General features: G+C 67.4%; 20 protein-coding genes. 8 read left to right on the top strand and 12 right to left on the bottom strand.

Features of this window, described 5'->3' with window-relative positions:
• Nucleotides 1–9: 9 nt before the first annotated feature.
• Both BGN95_RS10750 and BGN95_RS10745 read right to left on the bottom strand, forming a co-directional pair.
• Nucleotides 10–345, bottom strand: a complete 336-nt coding sequence (locus BGN95_RS10750) for a phosphoribosyl-ATP diphosphatase (RefSeq protein WP_265271121.1) — start codon at nucleotides 343–345, stop codon at nucleotides 10–12.
• 32 nt (nucleotides 346–377) lie between these two features.
• Entirely contained in the window at nucleotides 378–560 is a 183-nt protein-coding gene (locus BGN95_RS10745) for a hypothetical protein (RefSeq protein WP_265312835.1), read from the bottom strand.
• 92 nt (nucleotides 561–652) lie between these two features.
• On the opposite strand from BGN95_RS10745, the gene kynA reads away from it, so the two are divergent.
• Nucleotides 653–1480, top strand: a complete 828-nt coding sequence (gene kynA, locus BGN95_RS10740) for a tryptophan 2,3-dioxygenase (RefSeq protein WP_265271097.1) — start codon at nucleotides 653–655, stop codon at nucleotides 1478–1480.
• Between the two features lie 116 nt (nucleotides 1481–1596).
• On the opposite strand, the gene BGN95_RS10735 is transcribed toward kynA, so the two are convergent.
• Nucleotides 1597–2070: an Lrp/AsnC family transcriptional regulator gene (locus BGN95_RS10735; RefSeq protein WP_265312833.1), complete on the bottom strand. Its 474-nt coding sequence runs from the start codon at nucleotides 2068–2070 to the stop codon at nucleotides 1597–1599.
• Nucleotides 2071–2164: 94 nt separating this feature from the next.
• On the opposite strand from BGN95_RS10735, the gene putA reads away from it, so the two are divergent.
• Complete coding sequence (gene putA, locus BGN95_RS10730; protein WP_286772596.1) at nucleotides 2165–5791, top strand: trifunctional transcriptional regulator/proline dehydrogenase/L-glutamate gamma-semialdehyde dehydrogenase; 3627 nt, start codon at nucleotides 2165–2167, stop codon at nucleotides 5789–5791.
• Nucleotides 5792–5803: 12 nt separating this feature from the next.
• On the opposite strand, the gene BGN95_RS10725 is transcribed toward putA, so the two are convergent.
• Together BGN95_RS10725 and BGN95_RS10720 are read right to left on the bottom strand one after the other, a co-directional pair.
• The gene (locus BGN95_RS10725; protein WP_179511414.1) at nucleotides 5804–6076 is read right to left on the bottom strand and encodes a BrnA antitoxin family protein; all 273 of its coding nucleotides are present in this window, start codon (nucleotides 6074–6076) and stop codon (nucleotides 5804–5806) included.
• The gene (locus BGN95_RS10720; RefSeq protein ID WP_265312831.1) at nucleotides 6073–6336 is read right to left on the bottom strand and encodes a BrnT family toxin; all 264 of its coding nucleotides are present in this window, start codon (nucleotides 6334–6336) and stop codon (nucleotides 6073–6075) included. Before BGN95_RS10720 ends, BGN95_RS10725 begins: the two co-directional genes overlap by 4 nt.
• A gap of 287 nt (nucleotides 6337–6623) precedes the next feature.
• Here BGN95_RS10720 and BGN95_RS10715 point away from each other — a divergent pair, with 287 nt between their 5' ends.
• Nucleotides 6624–7397, top strand: coding sequence for a M23 family metallopeptidase (locus BGN95_RS10715; RefSeq protein WP_265271108.1), 774 nt, complete (start codon nucleotides 6624–6626; stop codon nucleotides 7395–7397).
• 206 nt (nucleotides 7398–7603) lie between these two features.
• Here the strand turns inward: BGN95_RS10715 and BGN95_RS10710 are convergent, their stop codons facing one another.
• Nucleotides 7604–8917, bottom strand: a complete 1314-nt coding sequence (locus BGN95_RS10710) for an AmpG family muropeptide MFS transporter (protein ID WP_179511415.1) — start codon at nucleotides 8915–8917, stop codon at nucleotides 7604–7606.
• Between the two features lie 331 nt (nucleotides 8918–9248).
• On the opposite strand from BGN95_RS10710, the gene BGN95_RS10705 reads away from it, so the two are divergent.
• Entirely contained in the window at nucleotides 9249–10388 is a 1140-nt protein-coding gene (locus BGN95_RS10705; RefSeq protein ID WP_286772595.1) for an aromatic ring-hydroxylating oxygenase subunit alpha, read from the top strand.
• A complete protein-coding gene (locus BGN95_RS10700; protein ID WP_286772604.1) occupies nucleotides 10388–11233 on the top strand; it encodes an HpcH/HpaI aldolase/citrate lyase family protein in 846 nt (281 codons plus the stop codon). Before BGN95_RS10705 ends, BGN95_RS10700 begins: the two co-directional genes overlap by 1 nt.
• A 142-nt stretch (nucleotides 11234–11375) precedes the next feature.
• Here the strand turns inward: BGN95_RS10700 and BGN95_RS10695 are convergent, their stop codons facing one another.
• The 6 genes from BGN95_RS10695 to BGN95_RS10670 form a co-directional block, all read right to left on the bottom strand.
• Entirely contained in the window at nucleotides 11376–12605 is a 1230-nt protein-coding gene (locus tag BGN95_RS10695; RefSeq protein ID WP_286772594.1) for a M20 metallopeptidase family protein, read from the bottom strand.
• Nucleotides 12606–12784: 179 nt separating this feature from the next.
• Entirely contained in the window at nucleotides 12785–13888 is a 1104-nt protein-coding gene (locus tag BGN95_RS10690) for a PA0069 family radical SAM protein (protein ID WP_179511419.1), read from the bottom strand.
• Nucleotides 13889–13919: 31 nt separating this feature from the next.
• Nucleotides 13920–14126, bottom strand: coding sequence for a DUF2842 domain-containing protein (locus tag BGN95_RS10685; protein ID WP_179511420.1), 207 nt, complete (start codon nucleotides 14124–14126; stop codon nucleotides 13920–13922).
• The gene (locus tag BGN95_RS10680) at nucleotides 14123–14674 is read right to left on the bottom strand and encodes a 5-formyltetrahydrofolate cyclo-ligase (protein WP_286772593.1); all 552 of its coding nucleotides are present in this window, start codon (nucleotides 14672–14674) and stop codon (nucleotides 14123–14125) included. Before BGN95_RS10680 ends, BGN95_RS10685 begins: the two co-directional genes overlap by 4 nt.
• 299 nt (nucleotides 14675–14973) lie before the next feature.
• Nucleotides 14974–15279: a cell division protein ZapA gene (gene zapA / locus BGN95_RS10675; RefSeq protein WP_179511422.1), complete on the bottom strand. Its 306-nt coding sequence runs from the start codon at nucleotides 15277–15279 to the stop codon at nucleotides 14974–14976.
• Nucleotides 15279–15455: a hypothetical protein gene (locus tag BGN95_RS10670; RefSeq protein ID WP_179511423.1), complete on the bottom strand. Its 177-nt coding sequence runs from the start codon at nucleotides 15453–15455 to the stop codon at nucleotides 15279–15281. The genes zapA and BGN95_RS10670 overlap by 1 nt, the downstream gene beginning before the upstream one ends.
• 162 nt (nucleotides 15456–15617) lie before the next feature.
• On the opposite strand from BGN95_RS10670, the gene gap reads away from it, so the two are divergent.
• The 3 genes from gap to BGN95_RS10655 form a co-directional block, all read left to right on the top strand.
• Entirely contained in the window at nucleotides 15618–16622 is a 1005-nt protein-coding gene (gap, locus tag BGN95_RS10665; RefSeq protein ID WP_218850056.1) for a type I glyceraldehyde-3-phosphate dehydrogenase, read from the top strand.
• Nucleotides 16623–16650: 28 nt separating this feature from the next.
• Nucleotides 16651–17184: an MOSC domain-containing protein gene (locus BGN95_RS10660; protein ID WP_353744699.1), complete on the top strand. Its 534-nt coding sequence runs from the start codon at nucleotides 16651–16653 to the stop codon at nucleotides 17182–17184.
• On the top strand, nucleotides 17109–18245 hold a 1137-nt coding region (locus BGN95_RS10655; protein ID WP_286772592.1), incomplete at its 3' end, for a phosphoglycerate kinase. The genes BGN95_RS10660 and BGN95_RS10655, both read left to right, overlap by 76 nt.

Here is an 18245-nt window from a genome sequence, read left to right as displayed (position 1 = left end):
GGGGGCCTCCTATTCGGGGCGGAAGGAAAGGGGGCGGCCGGCCTTTTCATCGTGGCCCGACTGGCCTTCGCGCCGTTCCAGCTCGCGGCGCACGTCGTCGAGCCCGAGATCGGCGTCGGCGAGCAGCACGAGCAAATGGAAGATCAGATCGGCGGCCTCCGGGACGATCGACGCATCGTCGCCCGAGGTGGCGGCGATCACGGTCTCGATCGCCTCTTCGCCCAGTTTCTGCGCAATGCGGCTGCGCCCCTGGAAGAACAGGCTGGCGGTATAGGATTTCATCGCCGCGGCGTCCTTGCGCGCGCGGATCGTCGCCTCGAGGCGATCGAGCGTATCGTCGGCCATGCCCGTAGCGGTGCCGCGTGGCGCGCGCGCGGTCAACCTCCTTGCGGCGGGTCCTTGCGCATCCGGCGGCGCAAGGCGCGCCGCGTCAGCCACACGATCGCCACCGCGACGACGAACAAAGCGATGTCCGACAACTCGGGCGCGGTGCGCGGGCGCGCGACGCCGGTGTGGCCATTGTCGGTCGTGGCGGCGGCGAGAAGCGGGAGCGCGGGCATCGCACGATCCTAGCGCCAGCCTCTTGATCAAAAGGTTACGCCCGATATCCATCGCGACCGATTCCGCATAGGACAGGCGAATGGAACCCAATGTGACCGACCATGACGATCCGGCGAGCGGCGCGCGGCGCGATTTTTCGGATGCGATGTCCTATGGCGATTATCTCAAGCTCGATCGCATCCTCGATGCGCAGGCGCCGCTCTCCACCGCGCATGACGAGATGCTGTTCGTCATCCAGCACCAGACCTCCGAATTGTGGATGAAGCTCGTCGTCCACGAATTGCGCGGCGCGATGGCGGCGATCCGCGCCGATCGGCTCCAGCCCGCGTTCAAGATGCTGACCCGCGTCGCGCGGATCTTCGAACAGCTCAACAGTGCGTGGGACGTGCTGCGGACGATGACGCCGAGCGAATATACCGAATTCCGCGGGTCGCTCGGGCAATCCTCGGGCTTCCAGTCGTGGCAATATCGCGCGATCGAATTCCTGCTCGGCAACCGCAATACCGCGACGCTGGCGGTCCACGCGCATCGCGACGAGGTGACCGCCGGGCTGGAGGCGATCCTCGCCGCGCCGAGCCTGTACGACGAGGCGCTGATGCTGCTCGAACGGCGCGGCTTCGCGATCGGCGGGATGCCGCGCGACTGGCGCAAGACGCGCGAGGTGGAACCCGCGGCGATCGCGGCGTGGAAGCTGATCTACCAGGCGCCCGAGGAACATTGGGAGGCCTACGAACTGGCCGAGAAGCTCGTCGATCTGGAGGATTATTTTCGCCGCTGGCGTTTCAACCACGTCACCACGGTGGAGCGGATCATCGGGCTGAAGCGCGGCTCGGGCGGCACCGCGGGCGCGGCCTATCTGCGCAAGATGTTGGAGGTGGAGCTGTTCCCCGAATTGTGGCGGGTGCGGACGGAGCTTTAGGTTCGCCTTCACCCCTCGCCCTGAGCTTGTCGAAGGGCTGTATTTCTTCGTCGGAAGAAGGGCAGGGCTTCGACAGGCTCAGCCCGAACGGCGGGAGGTTGTGCGCTTAAGCTCTATTACACCGCCGCATCCCTGATCGTTTCCATCGCGACGAAGGTCGAGGTGCTCGCGACATGCGGCAGGCTGGAAATCCGCTCGCCGAGCACGATGCGATAGCGGCGGATGTCGGCGGTGCGCACCTTGAGCAGATAATCGAAGCTGCTCGCGATCATATGGCATTCCTCGACCTCGGGGATCTTGAGCACTGCGCGGCGGAATTCGTCGAGCGCCGCCTCGCGCGTGTCGGACAATTTCACCTCGGCGAAGGCGATATGGTCGAGCCCCAATTTGGCCGGATCGATCACCGCACGGAAGCCGCGGATATAGCGCTCGTCGATCAGCCGCTTGAGCCGCACCTGCGTCGGCGTCTTCGACAGCCCGACCCGTTTCGCCAATTCGGTGATCGACATCCGCCCGTCGTCGCGCAGCGCGTCGAGGATACGGCGATCGAAGGCGTCGATTTCACCTTTGATCGGGTATTTTCCGTCCATTCGATCTGTCTTCCGGGTGAAATGAGGGAAATCTGCATTGATTCTGCCCGATGATTGGGCGGAACGCCAATAGCGAATCTGCTAAGGGCCGCGGATGACCGATCTCTCCCCGCTGTTCGCCGATTTCGCCCCGCCGATCCGCCCGCAGACCGCGCTGCGACAGGCGATCACCGCCGCCTATCGCCGCCCCGAGCCCGAGTGCGTCGCGGCGTTGCTCGATCAGGCCACGCTCCCTGCGCCGGTAACCGCCGCGGCGGCCGCGACCGCGACCAAGCTGATCACCGCGCTGCGCGCCAAGCACAAGGGCGACGGCGTGGAGGGGCTGGTCCACGAATATGCGCTGTCGAGCCAGGAGGGCGTCGCGCTGATGTGCCTCGCCGAGGCGTTGTTGCGCATCCCCGACGACGCGACGCGCGATGCGCTGATCCGCGACAAGATCGCCGGGGGCGACTGGCGCGCGCATCTCGGCGACGGGCGCTCCTTGTTCGTCAACGCCGCGACCTGGGGGCTGGTGGTCACCGGCAAGCTGACCAGCAGCGTCAACGACAGCGGGCTCGCCTCCGCGCTGACCCGGCTGATCGCGCGCGCCGGCGAGCCGGTGATCCGCCGCGGGGTCGATATGGCGATGCGGATGATGGGTGAGCAATTCGTCACCGGCGAGACGATCGAGCAGGCGCTGAAGCGCGCGCGCGACCTCGAAGCGCGCGGTTTCCAATATAGCTACGACATGCTCGGCGAGGCGGCGACCACTGCCGCCGATGCCGAGCGTTACTATCGCGATTACGAGGCGGCGATCCACGCGATCGGCAAGGCGTCGGGCGGGCGCGGCGTCTATGGCGGGCCGGGGATTTCGATCAAGCTCTCCGCGCTCCACCCGCGCTACGCCCGCTCGCAGGCCGCGCGGGTGATGGGCGAACTCTTGCCGCATGTGAAGACGCTGGCGCTGCTCGCCAAAGGCTATGACATCGGCTTCAACATCGACGCGGAGGAGGCCGACCGGCTCGAACTGTCGCTCGACCTGCTCGAAAGCCTCGCGCTCGACCCCGATCTCGCGGGGTGGAACGGGCTCGGCTTCGTCGTGCAGGCTTATGGCAAGCGCTGCCCGTTCGTGATCGACTGGATCGTCGATCTCGCCGCGCGCGCGGATCGGCGGATCATGGTCCGGCTGGTCAAGGGCGCTTATTGGGACGCCGAGATCAAGCGCGCACAGGTCGACGGGCTCGCCGGTTTCCCGGTCTATACCCGCAAGATCCACACCGACGTCGCCTATATCGCCTGTGCGCGGAAGCTGCTCGCGGCGACCGATCGGGTGTTCCCGCAATTCGCCACGCACAATGCGCAGACGCTGGCGACGATCTATGAGATGGCAGGGCCGGACTTTGCGCTCGGCCGCTACGAATTCCAGTGCCTCCACGGCATGGGCGAGCCGCTCTACGACGAGGTGGTCGGGGCGGACAAGCTCGACCGGCCGTGCCGCATCTATGCGCCGGTCGGGACGCACGAGACATTGCTCGCCTATCTCGTGCGGCGCTTGCTAGAGAACGGGGCGAATTCCTCGTTCGTCAACCGCATCGCCGATCCCGAAGTGTCGATCGCCGATCTCGTCGCCGATCCGGTCGAAGCGGTGCGCGCGATGCCGGTCGTCGGGCAGAAGCATCCGCAGATCGCTTTGCCGCGCGAACTGTACGGCGCGCGGGTCAATTCCGCGGGTATCGATCTCTCCGACGAGACCGCGCTCGCCGCGCTGGGCGAGACGATGCGGGCAGGCGCCGGCAACGACTGGCGCGCCGCGCCGGCCGACGGGGAGGGGACGCCGAGAGCGGTGCTCAACCCGGCCGACCAGCGCGATCGTGTCGGCACGGTGATCGAGGTGTCGCCGGAGGCGGCGCGTGCCGCCGTCACCCGTGCGGCTGCCGCCGCGCCGAGCTGGGCCGCGGTGGCGCCCGGCGATCGCGCCGCGTGCCTCGATCGCGCAGCGGAGATTATGCAGGCGCGGATGCCGGCATTGCTCGGGCTGATCGTGCGCGAGGCGGGCAAGTCGCTCCCCAATGCGATCGCCGAGGTGCGCGAGGCGATCGATTTCCTGCATTATTATGCCGATCAGGCGCGGCGGACGCTGGGGCCGGCGCATCGCCCGCTCGGCCCGGTCGTCTGCATCAGCCCGTGGAATTTCCCGCTGGCGATCTTCACCGGGCAGATTGCCGCGGCTTTGGTCGCGGGCAATAGCGTCCTCGCCAAGCCGGCCGAGGAAACCCCGCTGATCGCCGCGCAGGGCGTCGCGATCCTCCACGAAGCGGGCATTCCGGCGGATGCGCTGCAATTGCTCCCCGGCGACGGTGCAATCGGCGCGGCGCTGGTCGGCGCGCCCGAGGCAGCGGCGGTGATGTTCACCGGCTCGACCGAGGTGGCGCGGCTGATCCAGCGCGAACTCGCCACGCGGCTTTCCGCCGACGGCGCGCCGATCCCGCTGATCGCCGAGACCGGCGGGCAGAATGCGATGATCGTCGATTCCTCGGCGCTCGCCGAGCAGGTGGTGGCGGACGTGATCGCCTCCGCCTTCGACAGCGCGGGGCAGCGCTGCTCGGCGCTGCGCGTCCTGTGTCTGCAGGAGGATATCGCCGATCGTACGCTGGCGATGATCAAGGGCGCGCTCCACGAACTGTCGATCGGGCGGACCGATCGGCTCGCGGTCGATATCGGCCCGGTGATCACCGCCGAGGCCAAGGCCAATATCGAGCGGCATATCGAGCGGATGCGCGGAATGGGCCGCGCGGTCGAGCAGATCGCGCTGGCCGGCGAGACCGCGCACGGCACCTTCGTCCCACCGACGATCATCGAGCTTGACGATATCGCCGATCTGGAGCGCGAGGTGTTCGGACCGGTGCTGCACGTCGTCCGCTTCCGGCGCAACGCGCTCGACCGGCTGATCGATGCGATCAACGCGACCGGCTATGGCCTGACCTTCGGCTTGCATACTCGGCTCGACGAGACGATCGCGCATGTCACCCAGCGAGTGAAGGCGGGCAATCTCTACATCAACCGCAACGTGATCGGCGCGGTGGTGGGGGTGCAGCCGTTCGGCGGGCGCGGACTTTCGGGTACCGGGCCCAAAGCGGGCGGTCCGCTCTATCTCGGCCGGCTGGTGAGCGGCGCGCCGGTGCCACCGCGGCTCTCGTCCAACGCCGCCGATCCCGCTGCGCGCGATTTGGCGCTGTGGCTCGAGGAGGCGGGGGATGTCGGCGCCGCGGCGCGGGTGCGCGAGGCGATCAGCGCCTCGCTGGTCGGCGGCGAGGTGACGCTGCCGGGGCCGGTCGGCGAACGCAACGTCTATGCGCTGCATCCGCGCGGGCGGGTGCTGTTGCTGCCGCAGACCTATGAGGGGTTGATCGAGCAGCTCGGCGCGGCGCTTGCCGGGGGGAATGACGTGGTGGTGGCGGGCAAGGCCGCGCTGCTCGACGGCCTGCCCGACAGCGTGGCGCACCGCGTCCGCCGTATCGCCGATTGGCCGGAAGCGGGGCCGTTCGCCGGCGCGCTGATCGAGGGCGATGCCGAACGGGTGCGGGCGGCGCTGGAGGCGCTCGCCGCGCTGCCCGGGCCGATCGTGCTCCCGCAGACCACGGGGGCATCGGGCTATCGGCTCGACTGGCTGGTCGAGGAGGTCTCGACCTCGATCAACACCACCGCCGCCGGCGGCAATGCGAGCCTGATGGCGATGGTGTGACCGGCCGGGCCGTCAGAGACCGATAGCGTGGCGCAGCGCTTCGTCGATGCGGCGCTGCCAACCGGGGCCGCCGGCCTTGAAGTGGTTCAGCACTTCGGGGGAGAGCCGGATCGTCGTGCTGATCTTGGTAGCGGCTTTCTGCGGACCGCGCGTTGCGCGCATTTTGGCGGCCAGTTCGGGAAACGCCTGCGCGAACGGAACCGCCTTGGCGATGTCTTCGGCGGTCAATTCCGGGTTGTCCGACACCGCGTCCAGGTCGGCCTGGGTATATTTCGGGGCTGTCACGGCAACAGGTTCCTTTCCTTTCGGTTCGCCGGGCGCGCGGAAACGATTGAAATCCCCTCCGTCCCGAGCTTCGCGAAGATGACTACGATTACACCGTTCAGTTCGCCGATCGCGAAGTAACGGCCGTTCCTCGCTTCACCGATCAGGGCTTCTGCGAAAAACGCCTCGTCGACGTCGGCGAAATCGATGCCGTGCTTGGCGAGGTTAGCTTCGCGCTTCGGCTCATCCCAAACGATTATCACATCTTTTTGTAGTAACAATTAGCTTCGAAGTCAAGCTTTGACGCGGGCAAAACCACGGCGAATTTGCTTGTCCGACGCGCTTTAAGCCCCCGTTCAGGTGCCAGCGACGAAGCTTTTCGTCGCTCGTTCCAACGACTCAACGCAGCTTCGGTGCGCCCCGACGCGCTATTGCCGTGCGGCGCTTGCATAAAAACGACAGCGTGAGCCACAACCCATTTGTCCGGGCGCGGGGGTGCGATCCGAACAGATTGAAGACGAACGTCGCCGGGCTCCTCTGGCGTCGATCGCGCAACGATGGGTCGCCAATGTCGCAGCTTTCTTCATCGCAGCTTGTTCGCGGGTTCGGCCGGAGCGCCGCGCTTTGCGCCGCCGCTCTGGTGTGCGCCGGCGTCGGCACCGCAGCGAACGCCGCCCCCGATGCGGAGCAGGCGCGGACCGCGCAGGTCGCGACGCGCGGCGCGGTCGGCGGGCCGATGATTTCCGCCAGCACCGTCGGCGCGGCGAGCGAGGTCGGCGGCGACGCGCAATTCCGGTCGCTGTTCATGACCTGGAAGAAGATGGACACGATGGAGCATGGCTCGATCGCCATTCCTTCGGTCCAGCCGGTCCAGAAGCTTTCCTTCACCAGCAATTTCGGCATCCGCAGCGATCCCTTCCGGGGCACCGCCGCGATGCACGCCGGGGTCGACATCCCCGGTCCGGTCGGCACTCCGATCTATGCCACCGCAGACGGCGTCGTCGCCCATGCGGAGCGGATGGGCGGTTATGGCAACATGGTCGAGATCGATCATGGCAAGGGCATCGCCACCCGCTACGGCCATCTTTCGAAGATCCTGGTCAGCGACAATACGCGCGTGAAGCGCGGGCAGCTGATCGCACTGATGGGTTCGACGGGTCGCTCCACCGGACCGCACCTCCATTATGAGGTCCGTATCGACGGGCATGCGGTGAACCCGATCCCGTTCCTCACCACCGCCGATTACCTGCTCGCCGCGCACGATCGCTCGGTGACCGAAATCCCGGTCTCGACCACCGGCCCGGTGGCGCAGGACAGCCTCGATCAGGTTGCCAGCCGCTAAGTATTTTAGCGCTCGACCGTTTTAGGACGCTTTCGAACCCCGGCCATTGCGCCGGGGTTTGTTGCGTTTGAGGGGCATTGCGCGAAATATGATCCGGTCGCCCCGAGCTCGTCGAAGAGCTGCCCTTCTTCCTTTCGAAGAAAAGGGCAGGGCTTCGACAGGCTCAGCCCGAACGGCGGGGAGGGACCGGGCTCAGGGCGAAGCGTTCAGCCCTCGTCACCCTCGACCACCCCGGCGCTGCCGATCGACCGGTCGACCATCCCGGTCCGGCTCATCCACCAGAACAGCGCGACCCCGGGCAGCGCGATCAGCGTGGTGAAGAGATAGAAGTTCACATAGCCCATCGCCTCGATCAACGCCCCGGCGGTGGTGCCGGTGACGATCCGTCCGAGGATGCTCGCCGCCGCGGAGATCAGCGCATATTGCGCCGCGGTGAAGCGCAGGTCGCACAAAGCCGAGAAATAAGCGACGACCGCCACCCCGCCGAACCCGCTGGCGAAATTCTCGAATCCGATCGCGCCGGCCATGCCGATGTTCGAATGCCCCGCCGCGGCGAGCCCGGCGAAGCTGAGGTTCGATATCGCCATCAGGACGAGCGACAGCAAAACCGATCGCTTCATCCCCATCCGCGCATAGAGCACCCCGCCGACGAAGATGCCGATCAGATAGGCCCAGAAGCCGAGCCCGACGTCGTAGAAGGCGATCTCGTCATTGCTGAACTTGAGGTCGTCGAACAGCAGGCGGAAGGTGAGGTTGGCGAGCGTGTCGCCGATCTTATGGATCAGGATGAAGGCAAGGATGATCACCGCGCCGGGGCGCGCGAAGAATTGCACGAACGGGCGCCAGATCGCCTCGAGCGCGGCCGCGAGCCCCTTGCGCGGGGCGACGACATGTCGCCGCTCGGGCTCGCCGACGATCAGTCCGGCGAGCATTGCGGGCAGCGCGAGCCCGGCGCAGGCGAGATAGGCGAGGCTCCATCCGTGGCGCGCGGCGATCACCAGCGCGAGCGCGCCCGCGCCGGCCGATCCGATCCGCCAGCCATATTGGCTCATCCCGGCGCCGACGCCCAATTGGCGTGGCTCCAATATCTCGATGCGATAGGCGTCGATCACGATGTCGAAGGTCGATCCGGCCGCGCCGACGAGGATCGCGGCGAAGGCGGTCGCGGCGATATCCGCCTTGGGATCGATCAGCGCGAGATGGACGACCGCGGCGATCACCAGCGTCCCCGCGACGAGCAGCCACGACACGCGCTGCCCGAGCCGCCCGATCACCGGCAACCGCACGCCGTCGACTGCCCAGGCCCAGAGGAATTTGAGATTGTAGACGAGGAAGGCGAGGCTGAACGCCGTCACCGTCTTCTTGTCGATCCCGCTCTGCGCCAGCCGGGTGGTGAGCGTCGCGCCGATCATCGCATAAGGAAAGCCCGACGAAATCCCCAGCGCCAGCGCCGCCAGGGGTGCCTTCTCGACATAGGGACGCACGCCATCCAGCCACGTCCGTCCGGTCGCTGCTTCCATCTCGCCCCTTGCTCCCCGCATTCGCATCCGCGACACTTAGGGTCCAAACCCGCTCAGGACAACGTCGTGATCGCCCGGAGAAGCCCGCTGGCAAGGAGTGTAGCGCAGACGCGTAGCCGTGCTACGCGCAAGCAAGCGACGCTGACCATCGGGCTTCTCCGGGCGACCCCTTCGGGGCGGGCGGATTTTGGCGCCAGGCGTCGTCGCGCGTCGGTTACGATGCATGGGCATCGCTCCCTCCTTGCTCCTAGCCTGGCGCCAAAATCCGCTCCGTCACGGCGTTGTCCTGAGCGGGTTTGGACCCTAGCGGGAAAAGTGTGAGAGGACAGCCATGAACGCACCCACCGGTCGCCTCCAGCCAACCGCCGGGCAGCTCGCGCTGGCGGCGGCGCTGGCCGACGGCGGCACCGAGCGGGCGGCGCGCATCACCTATGTCGACGCCGCCGCTTATACCGATCCGGCGCGGCACACCGCCGAGCAGCAGCGCATCTTCGCGCATGCGCCGCTGGTGATCGCGCCCTCTGCGCTGCTGCCCGAGCCCAATATGGCGGTGGCGCATGACGGGTTCGACAAGCCGCTGCTCGTCACCCGCGACAAGGCGGGGGAGGCGCATGTCTTCCTCAACGTCTGCCGGCATCGCGGGACGCGGCTGGTCGAGGGTGGCGAGATCGTGTGCGGCGGGCGGCTGGTCTGCCCCTATCATGCGTGGAGCTATGCGCTCGACGGCACGCTCGTCGGGTTGCCGCGCACCGATGCCTTTCCGGGCCTCGACAAGGCCGATTACGGGCTCAAGCGATTGCCCACGCGCGAGGCGGGCGGGCTGATCTGGTTCAGCTTCGACGAAGCGGCCGATTTCGCCGAGGCCGACGCGCTCGGGCACGATTTCGACGCCTTCGGGCTCGCCGGGCTGCATCTGTTCCGGCGGCGGACGCATGATGTGGCGGCCAATTGGAAGCTGATCATGGATGCGTTCCTCGAAAGTTATCATGTGCTCCGTCTCCACGCGAACACGATCGGGCCGTTCTTCAAGGACGGGGTGTCGACCGCCGATACGATCGGGTCGCATTTGCGCTCGGCGGTCGGGCGCGAGGTCGAGGCGGCGGCGGTGCGGGCGGGCGACTGGCCCACGCTGCGCTCGGCGATCACCTTTACCTATCAGATGTTTCCCGGAACGGTGCTGATCGTCAGCCCCGATTATGTGAATCTGATGGTGCTGATGCCGCAGGCGCACGATCGCGTGCTGGTGGAGGATTTCATGCTGATCCCCGAACCGCCCGCGACCGAAAAGGCGCTGAAACATTGGGAAAAGAGCTGGGAGTTGCTCGACGCCGGGGTGTTCGGCGGGGAAGATTTCCGTGCCGCTGCGCTGGGGCAGGAGGGACTGGCCTCGGGCGCGATCGAGCGGCTGACGATCGGCGCGATGGAAGGCGGCATCCGCACCTTCCATGATCAGGTGGAGGCGCGGCTGTGATCAGGCCCCGGCGCAGCGCGCTTTATATGCCCGCGTCGAATGTGCGCGCGATCGAGAAGGCGCGCGGGCTCGATTGCGACGTGGTGATCCTCGATCTCGAGGATGCGGTATCGCCCGACCAGAAGGAACTGGCGCGCGAGCAGGCGGTGGCGGCGGTGCGTGAAGGCGGGTTCGGGCGGCGCGAACTGGTGGTGCGCGCTAACGGCCTCGACAGCGAATGGGGGGCGGCGGATCTTGCCGCGATCGCCAAGGTGCCGCCCGATGCGGTGTTGCTGCCCAAGGTCTCCTCGCCCGAGACGTTGCGCGAGGCGCGCGCTGCGCTCGGCAACGGGCCGGCCTTATGGGCGATGATCGAGACGTGTCGGGGAATCGTCGATCTGCCGGCGATCGTCGGTGCGGCGGCGGCGACCGGGCTGGCGGTATTGGTGCTCGGCCCCAATGATCTCGCCAAGGAAATGCGCTGCCGCCCCGGCGTGGATCGCGCGCCGTTGCTGCCGGCGATCTCGCAACTGGTACTGTGCGCGCGGATGGCGGGGCTCGCGGCGCTCGACGGCGTGTGCAACACGATCGACGACCTCGCACGCGTCGAGGCGGAATGCCGGCAGGGGCTGGCCTGGGGGTTCGACGGCAAGACGCTGATCCACCCGGCGCAGATCGCGCCGGCCAATGCGGTGTTCAGTCCGAGCGAGGAGGAAGTCGCCTGGGCGCGCACGATCGTTGCGGCGTTCGACGATCCGGCCAATGCCGGGCGCGGCGCGATCCGCGTCGCGGGGAAGATGGTCGAACTGCTCCACCGCGACGAGGCGCGGCGCACGCTGGCGATCGCGGCGGCAGTGGCGGGGTAGGGCGCGCGCCGCCAAAGCTTTCCTCGTCATTCCCGCGAAGGCGGGAATCCATTCCGGTCGGCCTCCGCGATAGCATCGAACGCTCAGCGTTTATGGATTCCCGCCTTCGCGGGAATGACGGAGCAGGGCTGGAAACGCGGGCTCAGTCGAACCCGTTCGACAAAAACCGTTCCGCCGCCGCGACGTGCATCGCGACGCCCTTGGCCATCGTCGCTTCGTCGATCGTCATCTTCACATTGTGCAGCGGGGGATTGGTACGCGGGTCGCTGCCCTCGCTGGCGACCCCGATGAACGCCATCGCGCCGGGCACTTCGCGCAGCACATAGGAGAAATCCTCCCCGCCCATCATCGGCGCGGGCATCGTCGACCAGCCGCCTTCGCCCGAAATCTCGGTCGCCAGCGCGCGCATGATCCCGGTCGCGCGCGGATCGCACATCGTCACCGGATAGCCCGGCTTGATCTCGACCTGGGCGGTGCAACCGTGCGCGGCGGCGATCTGCGCGACGACATGACGGATCGCCTCGCGGCCCTTCTCGCGCGTCGTTTCGGAGAGCGTACGTAGCGTGCCCTTCAACTCCACCTCGTCTGGGATGACGTTATACGACGCCCCGGCGTGGATCTGGGTGACGGTCAGCACCGCCGGGTCGGATACCGGGATGCGGCGCGCGATGAAGGTCTGCAGCGCGACGACCACCTCGCACCCGACCGGGATCGGATCGATCGCGTCGTGTGGCATCGCGGCGTGGCCGCCTTTGCCGCGGATCTTCACGTTGAACGTGTCGGTCGAGGCGAGCAGCGGCCCCTCGCGCCCGATGAACACGCCCGCCGGGGCGTTGGGCGAGATATGCAGCGCGAAGGCGGCATCGGGCTTGGCGATATCGAGCAGCCCGTCCTCGATCATGAAGCGCGCGCCGTGATGCCCTTCCTCGCCGGGCTGGAACATGAACACGATCGTGCCCGCGAGTTCGTCCTTGCGCGCGCACAACGCCTTGGCCGCGCCGGCGAGCATCGCGCTATGCGCGTCATGCCCGCAGGCATGCATCGCGCCGGGGGTGGTCGAGGCGAAATCGAGCCCGGTTTCCTCGGTCATCGGCAGCGCGTCCATATCGCCGCGCAGCAGCACGGTGCGGGTATTGCTGCCGGTGCCGGCCTGCCCGCCGCGCAGGATCGCGACGAAGCCGGTGGTCGAGGTGCTGTCGTGGATTTCGAGCGGCAGCCCCTCCAGCGCGGCCTTGAGCTTGGCGGTGGTGCGCGGGCAATGGTTGCCGATCTCGGGCTCGGCGTGGATCGCGCGGCGCAGCGCGATCACATCGGCAAGCTCGGCGGCGCCGATCGCGCTCCAGTCGGTCTGGCGGTCGATCGTGGTGGTCATGGGGGGGGGCTCTCCTTTGCCCCCGATCCTACGCGCCTGAGCGGTGAAGGGTCCAGCCCCGGCGCCAATTGCCCACCAACGCCATTCCCGCGAAGGCGGGAATCCATTCGCCCAGGTCGGGGAAAGAATCGAGAGGCCAGCCAGAATGGATCCCCACCTCCGCGGGGATGACGGGGGGATCAGAACAATTCCCCCTGGGCCCCGCGCGGCGGGTGGAACAGATCGGTGCGGAGCTGCATCTTCTCGCCGTTGCGATCGATCCCGAAGCGGCGCCGCGCGATGAGGAAGCGCGCGCGCAGCAGCTCGGCCCAGGCGCCTTGTCCGCGCATCCGGGCGAAGAAATTGGGATCATTGTCCTTGCCGCCGCGCAGCGAGTTGATGATCGACATCACCTTGCCCGCGCGATCGGGGAAATGCTCGTCGAGCCACGCGCGGAACAAGGGCGCCACTTCATAGGGCAATCGCACCGGGATGAACGAGACGCCGCGTGCGCCCGCCTCTGCGGCGCGCTCGACGATCGCCTCGACCTCGCTGTCGGTGATCGCGGGGATCACCGGCGCCATATTGACGTAAACCGGGACGCCGGCGTCGGCGAGCCGGCGCACCGCGGTCAGCCGCCGTTCGGGATGCGGCGCGCGCGGCTCGATCGTCATCGCGATCTTCGGCACCAGCGAGGTGACCGACACCGCCACCGCCGCCAGTCCCTTCTTCGCCATCGGCTCGAGCAGATCGAGATCGCGCAGCACGCGATCCGATTTGGTGGTGATGAACAACGGGTGATCGCATTCGGCGAGCACCTCGATCACCCCGCGGGTGACGCGCCATTCGCGCTCGATCGGCTGATAGGGATCGGTGTTGGTCCCCATCGCCATCGGCTGGCAGGCGTAGCCCGGCTTGGCGAGTTCGGCGCGCAGCAGCTCGGCCGCATCGGGCTTGGCGAACAGCTTGGTCTCGAAATCGAGCCCGGGGGAGAGATCGTGGAAGGCGTGAGTCGGTCGCGCGAAGCAATAGATGCAGCCGTGCTCGCACCCGCGATAGGGGTTGATCGAGCGATCGAACGGCACGTCGGGCGATTTGTTGCGGCTGATGATCGTCTTGGGGCGCTCGATCGTGACCGTGGTGCGCAGCGGCGCCGGCTCGCCGTCGATCAGGTCGCGATCGTCGAGCCAGTCGCCGTCCGCCTCGGTCTGCGGCAGGTTGAAGCGGCGGCTCGAATCGTTGCGCGTCGCGCCGCGCACGGCGCGGGCCTTGGAGCGATCATGGTGGGGGCGGGCATGATCCATTGCCCGACAATATCAGAACAAAATGAGAACATCAACGCCAGCGGCCGGTCTCCATCCAGCGTAGCAGCGGCTTCAAGGGCGTGATCCAGATGATCCCGGTGACGATGTAAAACGGCAGTTGCAGCGCCCAATGCCACGCGCCGACAATGCCCGACAGGCTGACGACGGCGACGCACCAGATCGCGATGAGCGCGAGGATGATCAACATCCCGGCAGGTTTGCGCCAGCTTGGCGTCATGCGGTGATCCATTCCCTTTCGGTGGCGATCGCGTGGAGCGGCATGTCCCACGGATCGACCGGCAGCGCCTTCACTTCCTGCGCGGAAAGCGCAACCCCGATCCGCTTCGCATCGGGAAAACGCGCGAAGGCGCGGTCGTAATGCCCGGCGCCTTGCCCGAGCCGGTCGAGCGCGCGGGTGAAGGCGACGAGCGGGGTGAGGATGATATCGGGCTCGAGCTCGGCGGCATGGTCGTGCGGCTGCGAGAGGCCGAACGGCCCGGCGGCCAGCGCCGCCTCGGTATCCCAGGCGAGGAAACGGATCGGGGTGGCGCGATCGACGACATGCGGCAGCGCGATCGCGCACCCGGCTTCGACCGCGACACGCGCGAGTGTCATCGGATCGGCCTCGCTGCCGACGGGGACGTAGCTTGCCACCGTCAGCCCGTGCGAGAGGAGGGTGCGAAACGGGGCGGGGCAGGGCACGACCCGCCCGTGCGCCGCGACGAAGCGCGCGCGCGCGGCACGGGTGGCGGCGCGGATCGCACTCTTGTCGGTCAGATCGATCATGCCAGCCCCTGTCGTTCCACCCCGGCGAAGGCCGGGGTCCAGTTGCGACCGGCTCGAAGCTGGACCCCGGCCTTCGCCGGGGTGGAGAATGATATTTTGCTCGCCCCGCCTCAAGCGGGATCAAAGGACGGTGGCGGGACCGCCATGGCCGTTTGCCGGAATATCCACTGACGCCCAGTACGTCAGGTGGGGACCATGTACGTCAGACCAGGATCTGCGCAGGGACAGCCCCCATGGATGATGAATAGCCTCAGGGATAAGTCTTGGCTCGTACCGGGCAGTGCCCGCCGTCGACCGATCTAGGGGTTCGCGGGCCGTTTCTCAAGGCGTGTCGCGAGCGCTTCGAGCTTCTCGGCGACCGCGGCCAGCGCATCGGCCTCTTCCGGGGTGCGCGCGCCGCCCGATTGCGCGTCGGCCAGATCGTCCGCCAGCATCAGCGCCGCAAGCAGCAGCGCCTGCAGCGTCCCCGAATTGCCCGCGGCGCGCGCCGCATCGGGCCAGCGCTCGGCGATCATCGATCCCAGCAGTTCGAGTCGCGCTTCCTCGCCGTCGCGGCACGCGACCGGCCAGCGGTGGTCGCCGATCTCCAGCGTCACCGTCGCCATCAGCCATTTTCCTTTGCGATGATCTCGTCGAGCGCGGCCACGGCGCGCGTCATCGTTTCGCGCAACGTGGCGTGGCGACGCGCGAGCGAATCGCTCTCCTTGCGCTGGGCTGCGGCGGCGGCTTCGATCCGCGCGACCGCCGCCTCGATCCGGTGCAACAGCGAGGGGTCTGTCATCGCGCCACGATAGGAACCAGCCGGTTTCGGGACAAGCCCGCCGCACGCGGCCCATCGCACGGTTGACGCAAGCCGTGTCCCTCGCGCAAAGGCACGCGCGAGTTCCTTAGGGTTTTGCCCGCCGCGAGCGGTCCACCGGTATCGGGAGGTTATGAGGCTATTATGACGAAGGTTGCGATCAACGGTTTCGGGCGCATCGGCCGCCTGGTGGCACGCGCGATCCTGGAGCGCGGCGGCGAGCTCGAGCTGGTCGCGATCAACGATCTGGCCGATGCCAAGTCGAACGCCTGGCTCTTCTCGCGGGATAGCGTCCACGGCCGCTGGCCGGGCACCGTCACCGCCGAGGGCCAGGATCTGGTGGTCGACGGCAAGCGCATCCGCGTCACCGCCGAGCGCGATCCCGCCAACCTGCCGCACAAGGAACTGGGGGTCGAACTGGTGCTCGAATGCACCGGCTTCTTCACTGACCGCGCGTCCTGCCAGAAGCATATCGATGCTGGCGCCAAGAAGGTGCTGATCTCCGCCCCGGGCAAGAATGTCGACCTCACCGTCGTGTACGGCGTCAACGACGACAAGCTCGAGCCCAGCCACACGATCGTGTCGAACGCATCGTGCACCACCAACTGCCTCGCCCCGGTGGCGAAGGTACTCAACGACGCGATCGGCATCGAGCGCGGGCTGATGACCACCGTCCACGCTTATACCAACGACCAGAAGATCCTCGACCAGATCCACCCGGACCTGCGGCGCGCGCGTGCTGCGGCGATGTCGATGATCCCGACCACCACCGGCGCGGCGCGCGCGGTGGGCGAGGTGCTCCCGGAACTCAAGGGCAAGCTCGACGGCTCGGCGATCCGCGTGCCGACCCCGGACGTCAGCCTCGTCGATCTGACCTTCACCCCGAAGCGCGACACGACCAAGGAAGAGGTCAACCAGATCCTCAAGGCCGCGTCGGAAACCGGCCGCCTCAAGGGCATCCTCGATTTCACGGACGAGCCGCTCGTCTCGATCGATCTGATGCACACCCCGGCCTCGTCGACCGTCGACAGCCTGGAGACCGCGGTGATCGACGGCAAGCTGGTGCGCGTCGTCAGCTGGTACGACAATGAATGGGGCTTCTCCAACCGCATGGTCGACACCGCGACCGCGATGGCGCGGCTGGGGTAATGGGCAACGCGCGATATCGGTGGAGGCAATGACGGCCGTCGGCCGCCTCGCCGGAATCGCGCGTCACGCCTTTCCCAAGGCGCCGATGGAAACGATCGCCCGCGCGACGGTGACGCTGGAAGGCGGCATCGCCGGCGACTATCGCGGCGGCGTCAAGGGGCGCCCGCATAAGAGGCAGGTGACGCTGATCGAGCGCGCCGACTGGGATCGCGCAATGGCCGCGGTGGGCGCGGATGTGCGCTGGGCCGAGCGTCGCGCGAACCTGCTGGTCGAGGGCGTCGATCTGCCGCAAATTCCCGGTGCGCGGATCGTTATCGGCGATGTCGTGCTCGAAGTGACCGTTGAATGCGACCCGTGCAGCCGCATGGAGGCGGTGGCGCCGGGGCTCAAGGATGCGCTGACCCCCGATTGGCGCGGCGGCGTATGTACCCAGGTGATCGCCGGCGGCGAAATCGCCGTCGGGGATGAGATCAGGATCGAACAATCATGTCCAAACCCTTCCGAACGCTCGACGATATCGGTGACGTCCGCGGCAAGCGCGTTCTCGTCCGCGAGGATCTGAACGTTCCCGTCGCCGACGGCCGGGTGACCGACGACACGCGGCTGCGCGCCACCGTTCCCACCGTCGCCGAACTGGCCGACAAGGGTGCGATCGTTCTCGTCCTCGCGCATTTCGGGCGGCCCAAGGGGCAGCCGAGCGTTGAGAATTCGCTGGCGCCGATCGCCGAAGCCTATGCCGATGTGCTCGGGCGCCCGGTTAAGTTCATCGACTGGGAAGGCGCCGACGCGGCGGCGGCGGAGCTCGTCGCGGGCGACATCGCGGTGCTGGAGAATACGCGCTTCTTCTCGGGCGAAGAGAAGAATGACGAGAAAGTCATTGAGCGGTTTGCGCAATTTGGCGATCTCTACGTCAACGACGCTTTCTCCGCGGCGCATCGCGCGCATGCCTCGACCGAGGGACTGGCGCGGCGCCTCCCGGCGTTCGCCGGCCGCGCGATGGAAGCCGAACTCGACGCGCTGGAAAAGGCGCTCGGCAACCCCGAGCATCCGGTCGCGGCGGTGGTCGGCGGCGCCAAGGTCTCGACCAAGCTCGATGTGCTCAAGCATCTGGTGGCGAAGGTCGATCATCTGATCATCGGCGGCGGGATGGCCAATACCTTCCTCGCCGCGCGTGGCGTCAACGTCGGCAAAAGCCTGTGCGAACATGATCTTACCGGCACGGCTGAAGAGATCCTCGAAGCGGCGGACCGCGCCGGCTGCACCGTCCATCTGCCCTATGACGTGGTGGTGGCGAAGGAATTCCGCGCCAACCCGCCGACGCGCACGATCAACGTGCATCAGGTCGCGGCGGACGAGATGATCCTCGACGTCGGCCCGGCCGCGGTCGAGGCGCTGGCCGATGTGCTCAAGACCTGCCGCACTTTGGTGTGGAACGGCCCGCTCGGCGCGTTCGAGACTCCGCCATTCGACGCCGCGACCGTCGCGCTTGCCCGCACCGCGGCGGCGCTGACCCAGGACGGCAGCCTCGTGTCGGTGGCCGGCGGCGGTGACACGGTGGCGGCGCTCAATCATGCCGGGGTGGCGGACAGCTTCACCTTCGTCTCGACCGCAGGCGGGGCCTTC

Source organism: Sphingomonas sp. 66-10, from assembly GCF_001897045.1.
GTDB lineage: Bacteria > Pseudomonadota > Alphaproteobacteria > Sphingomonadales > Sphingomonadaceae > Sphingomonas > Sphingomonas lycopersici.
The sequence above is the reverse complement of the archived record's forward strand: the minus strand, read 5'-3'. Positions and strand labels throughout refer to the sequence as shown.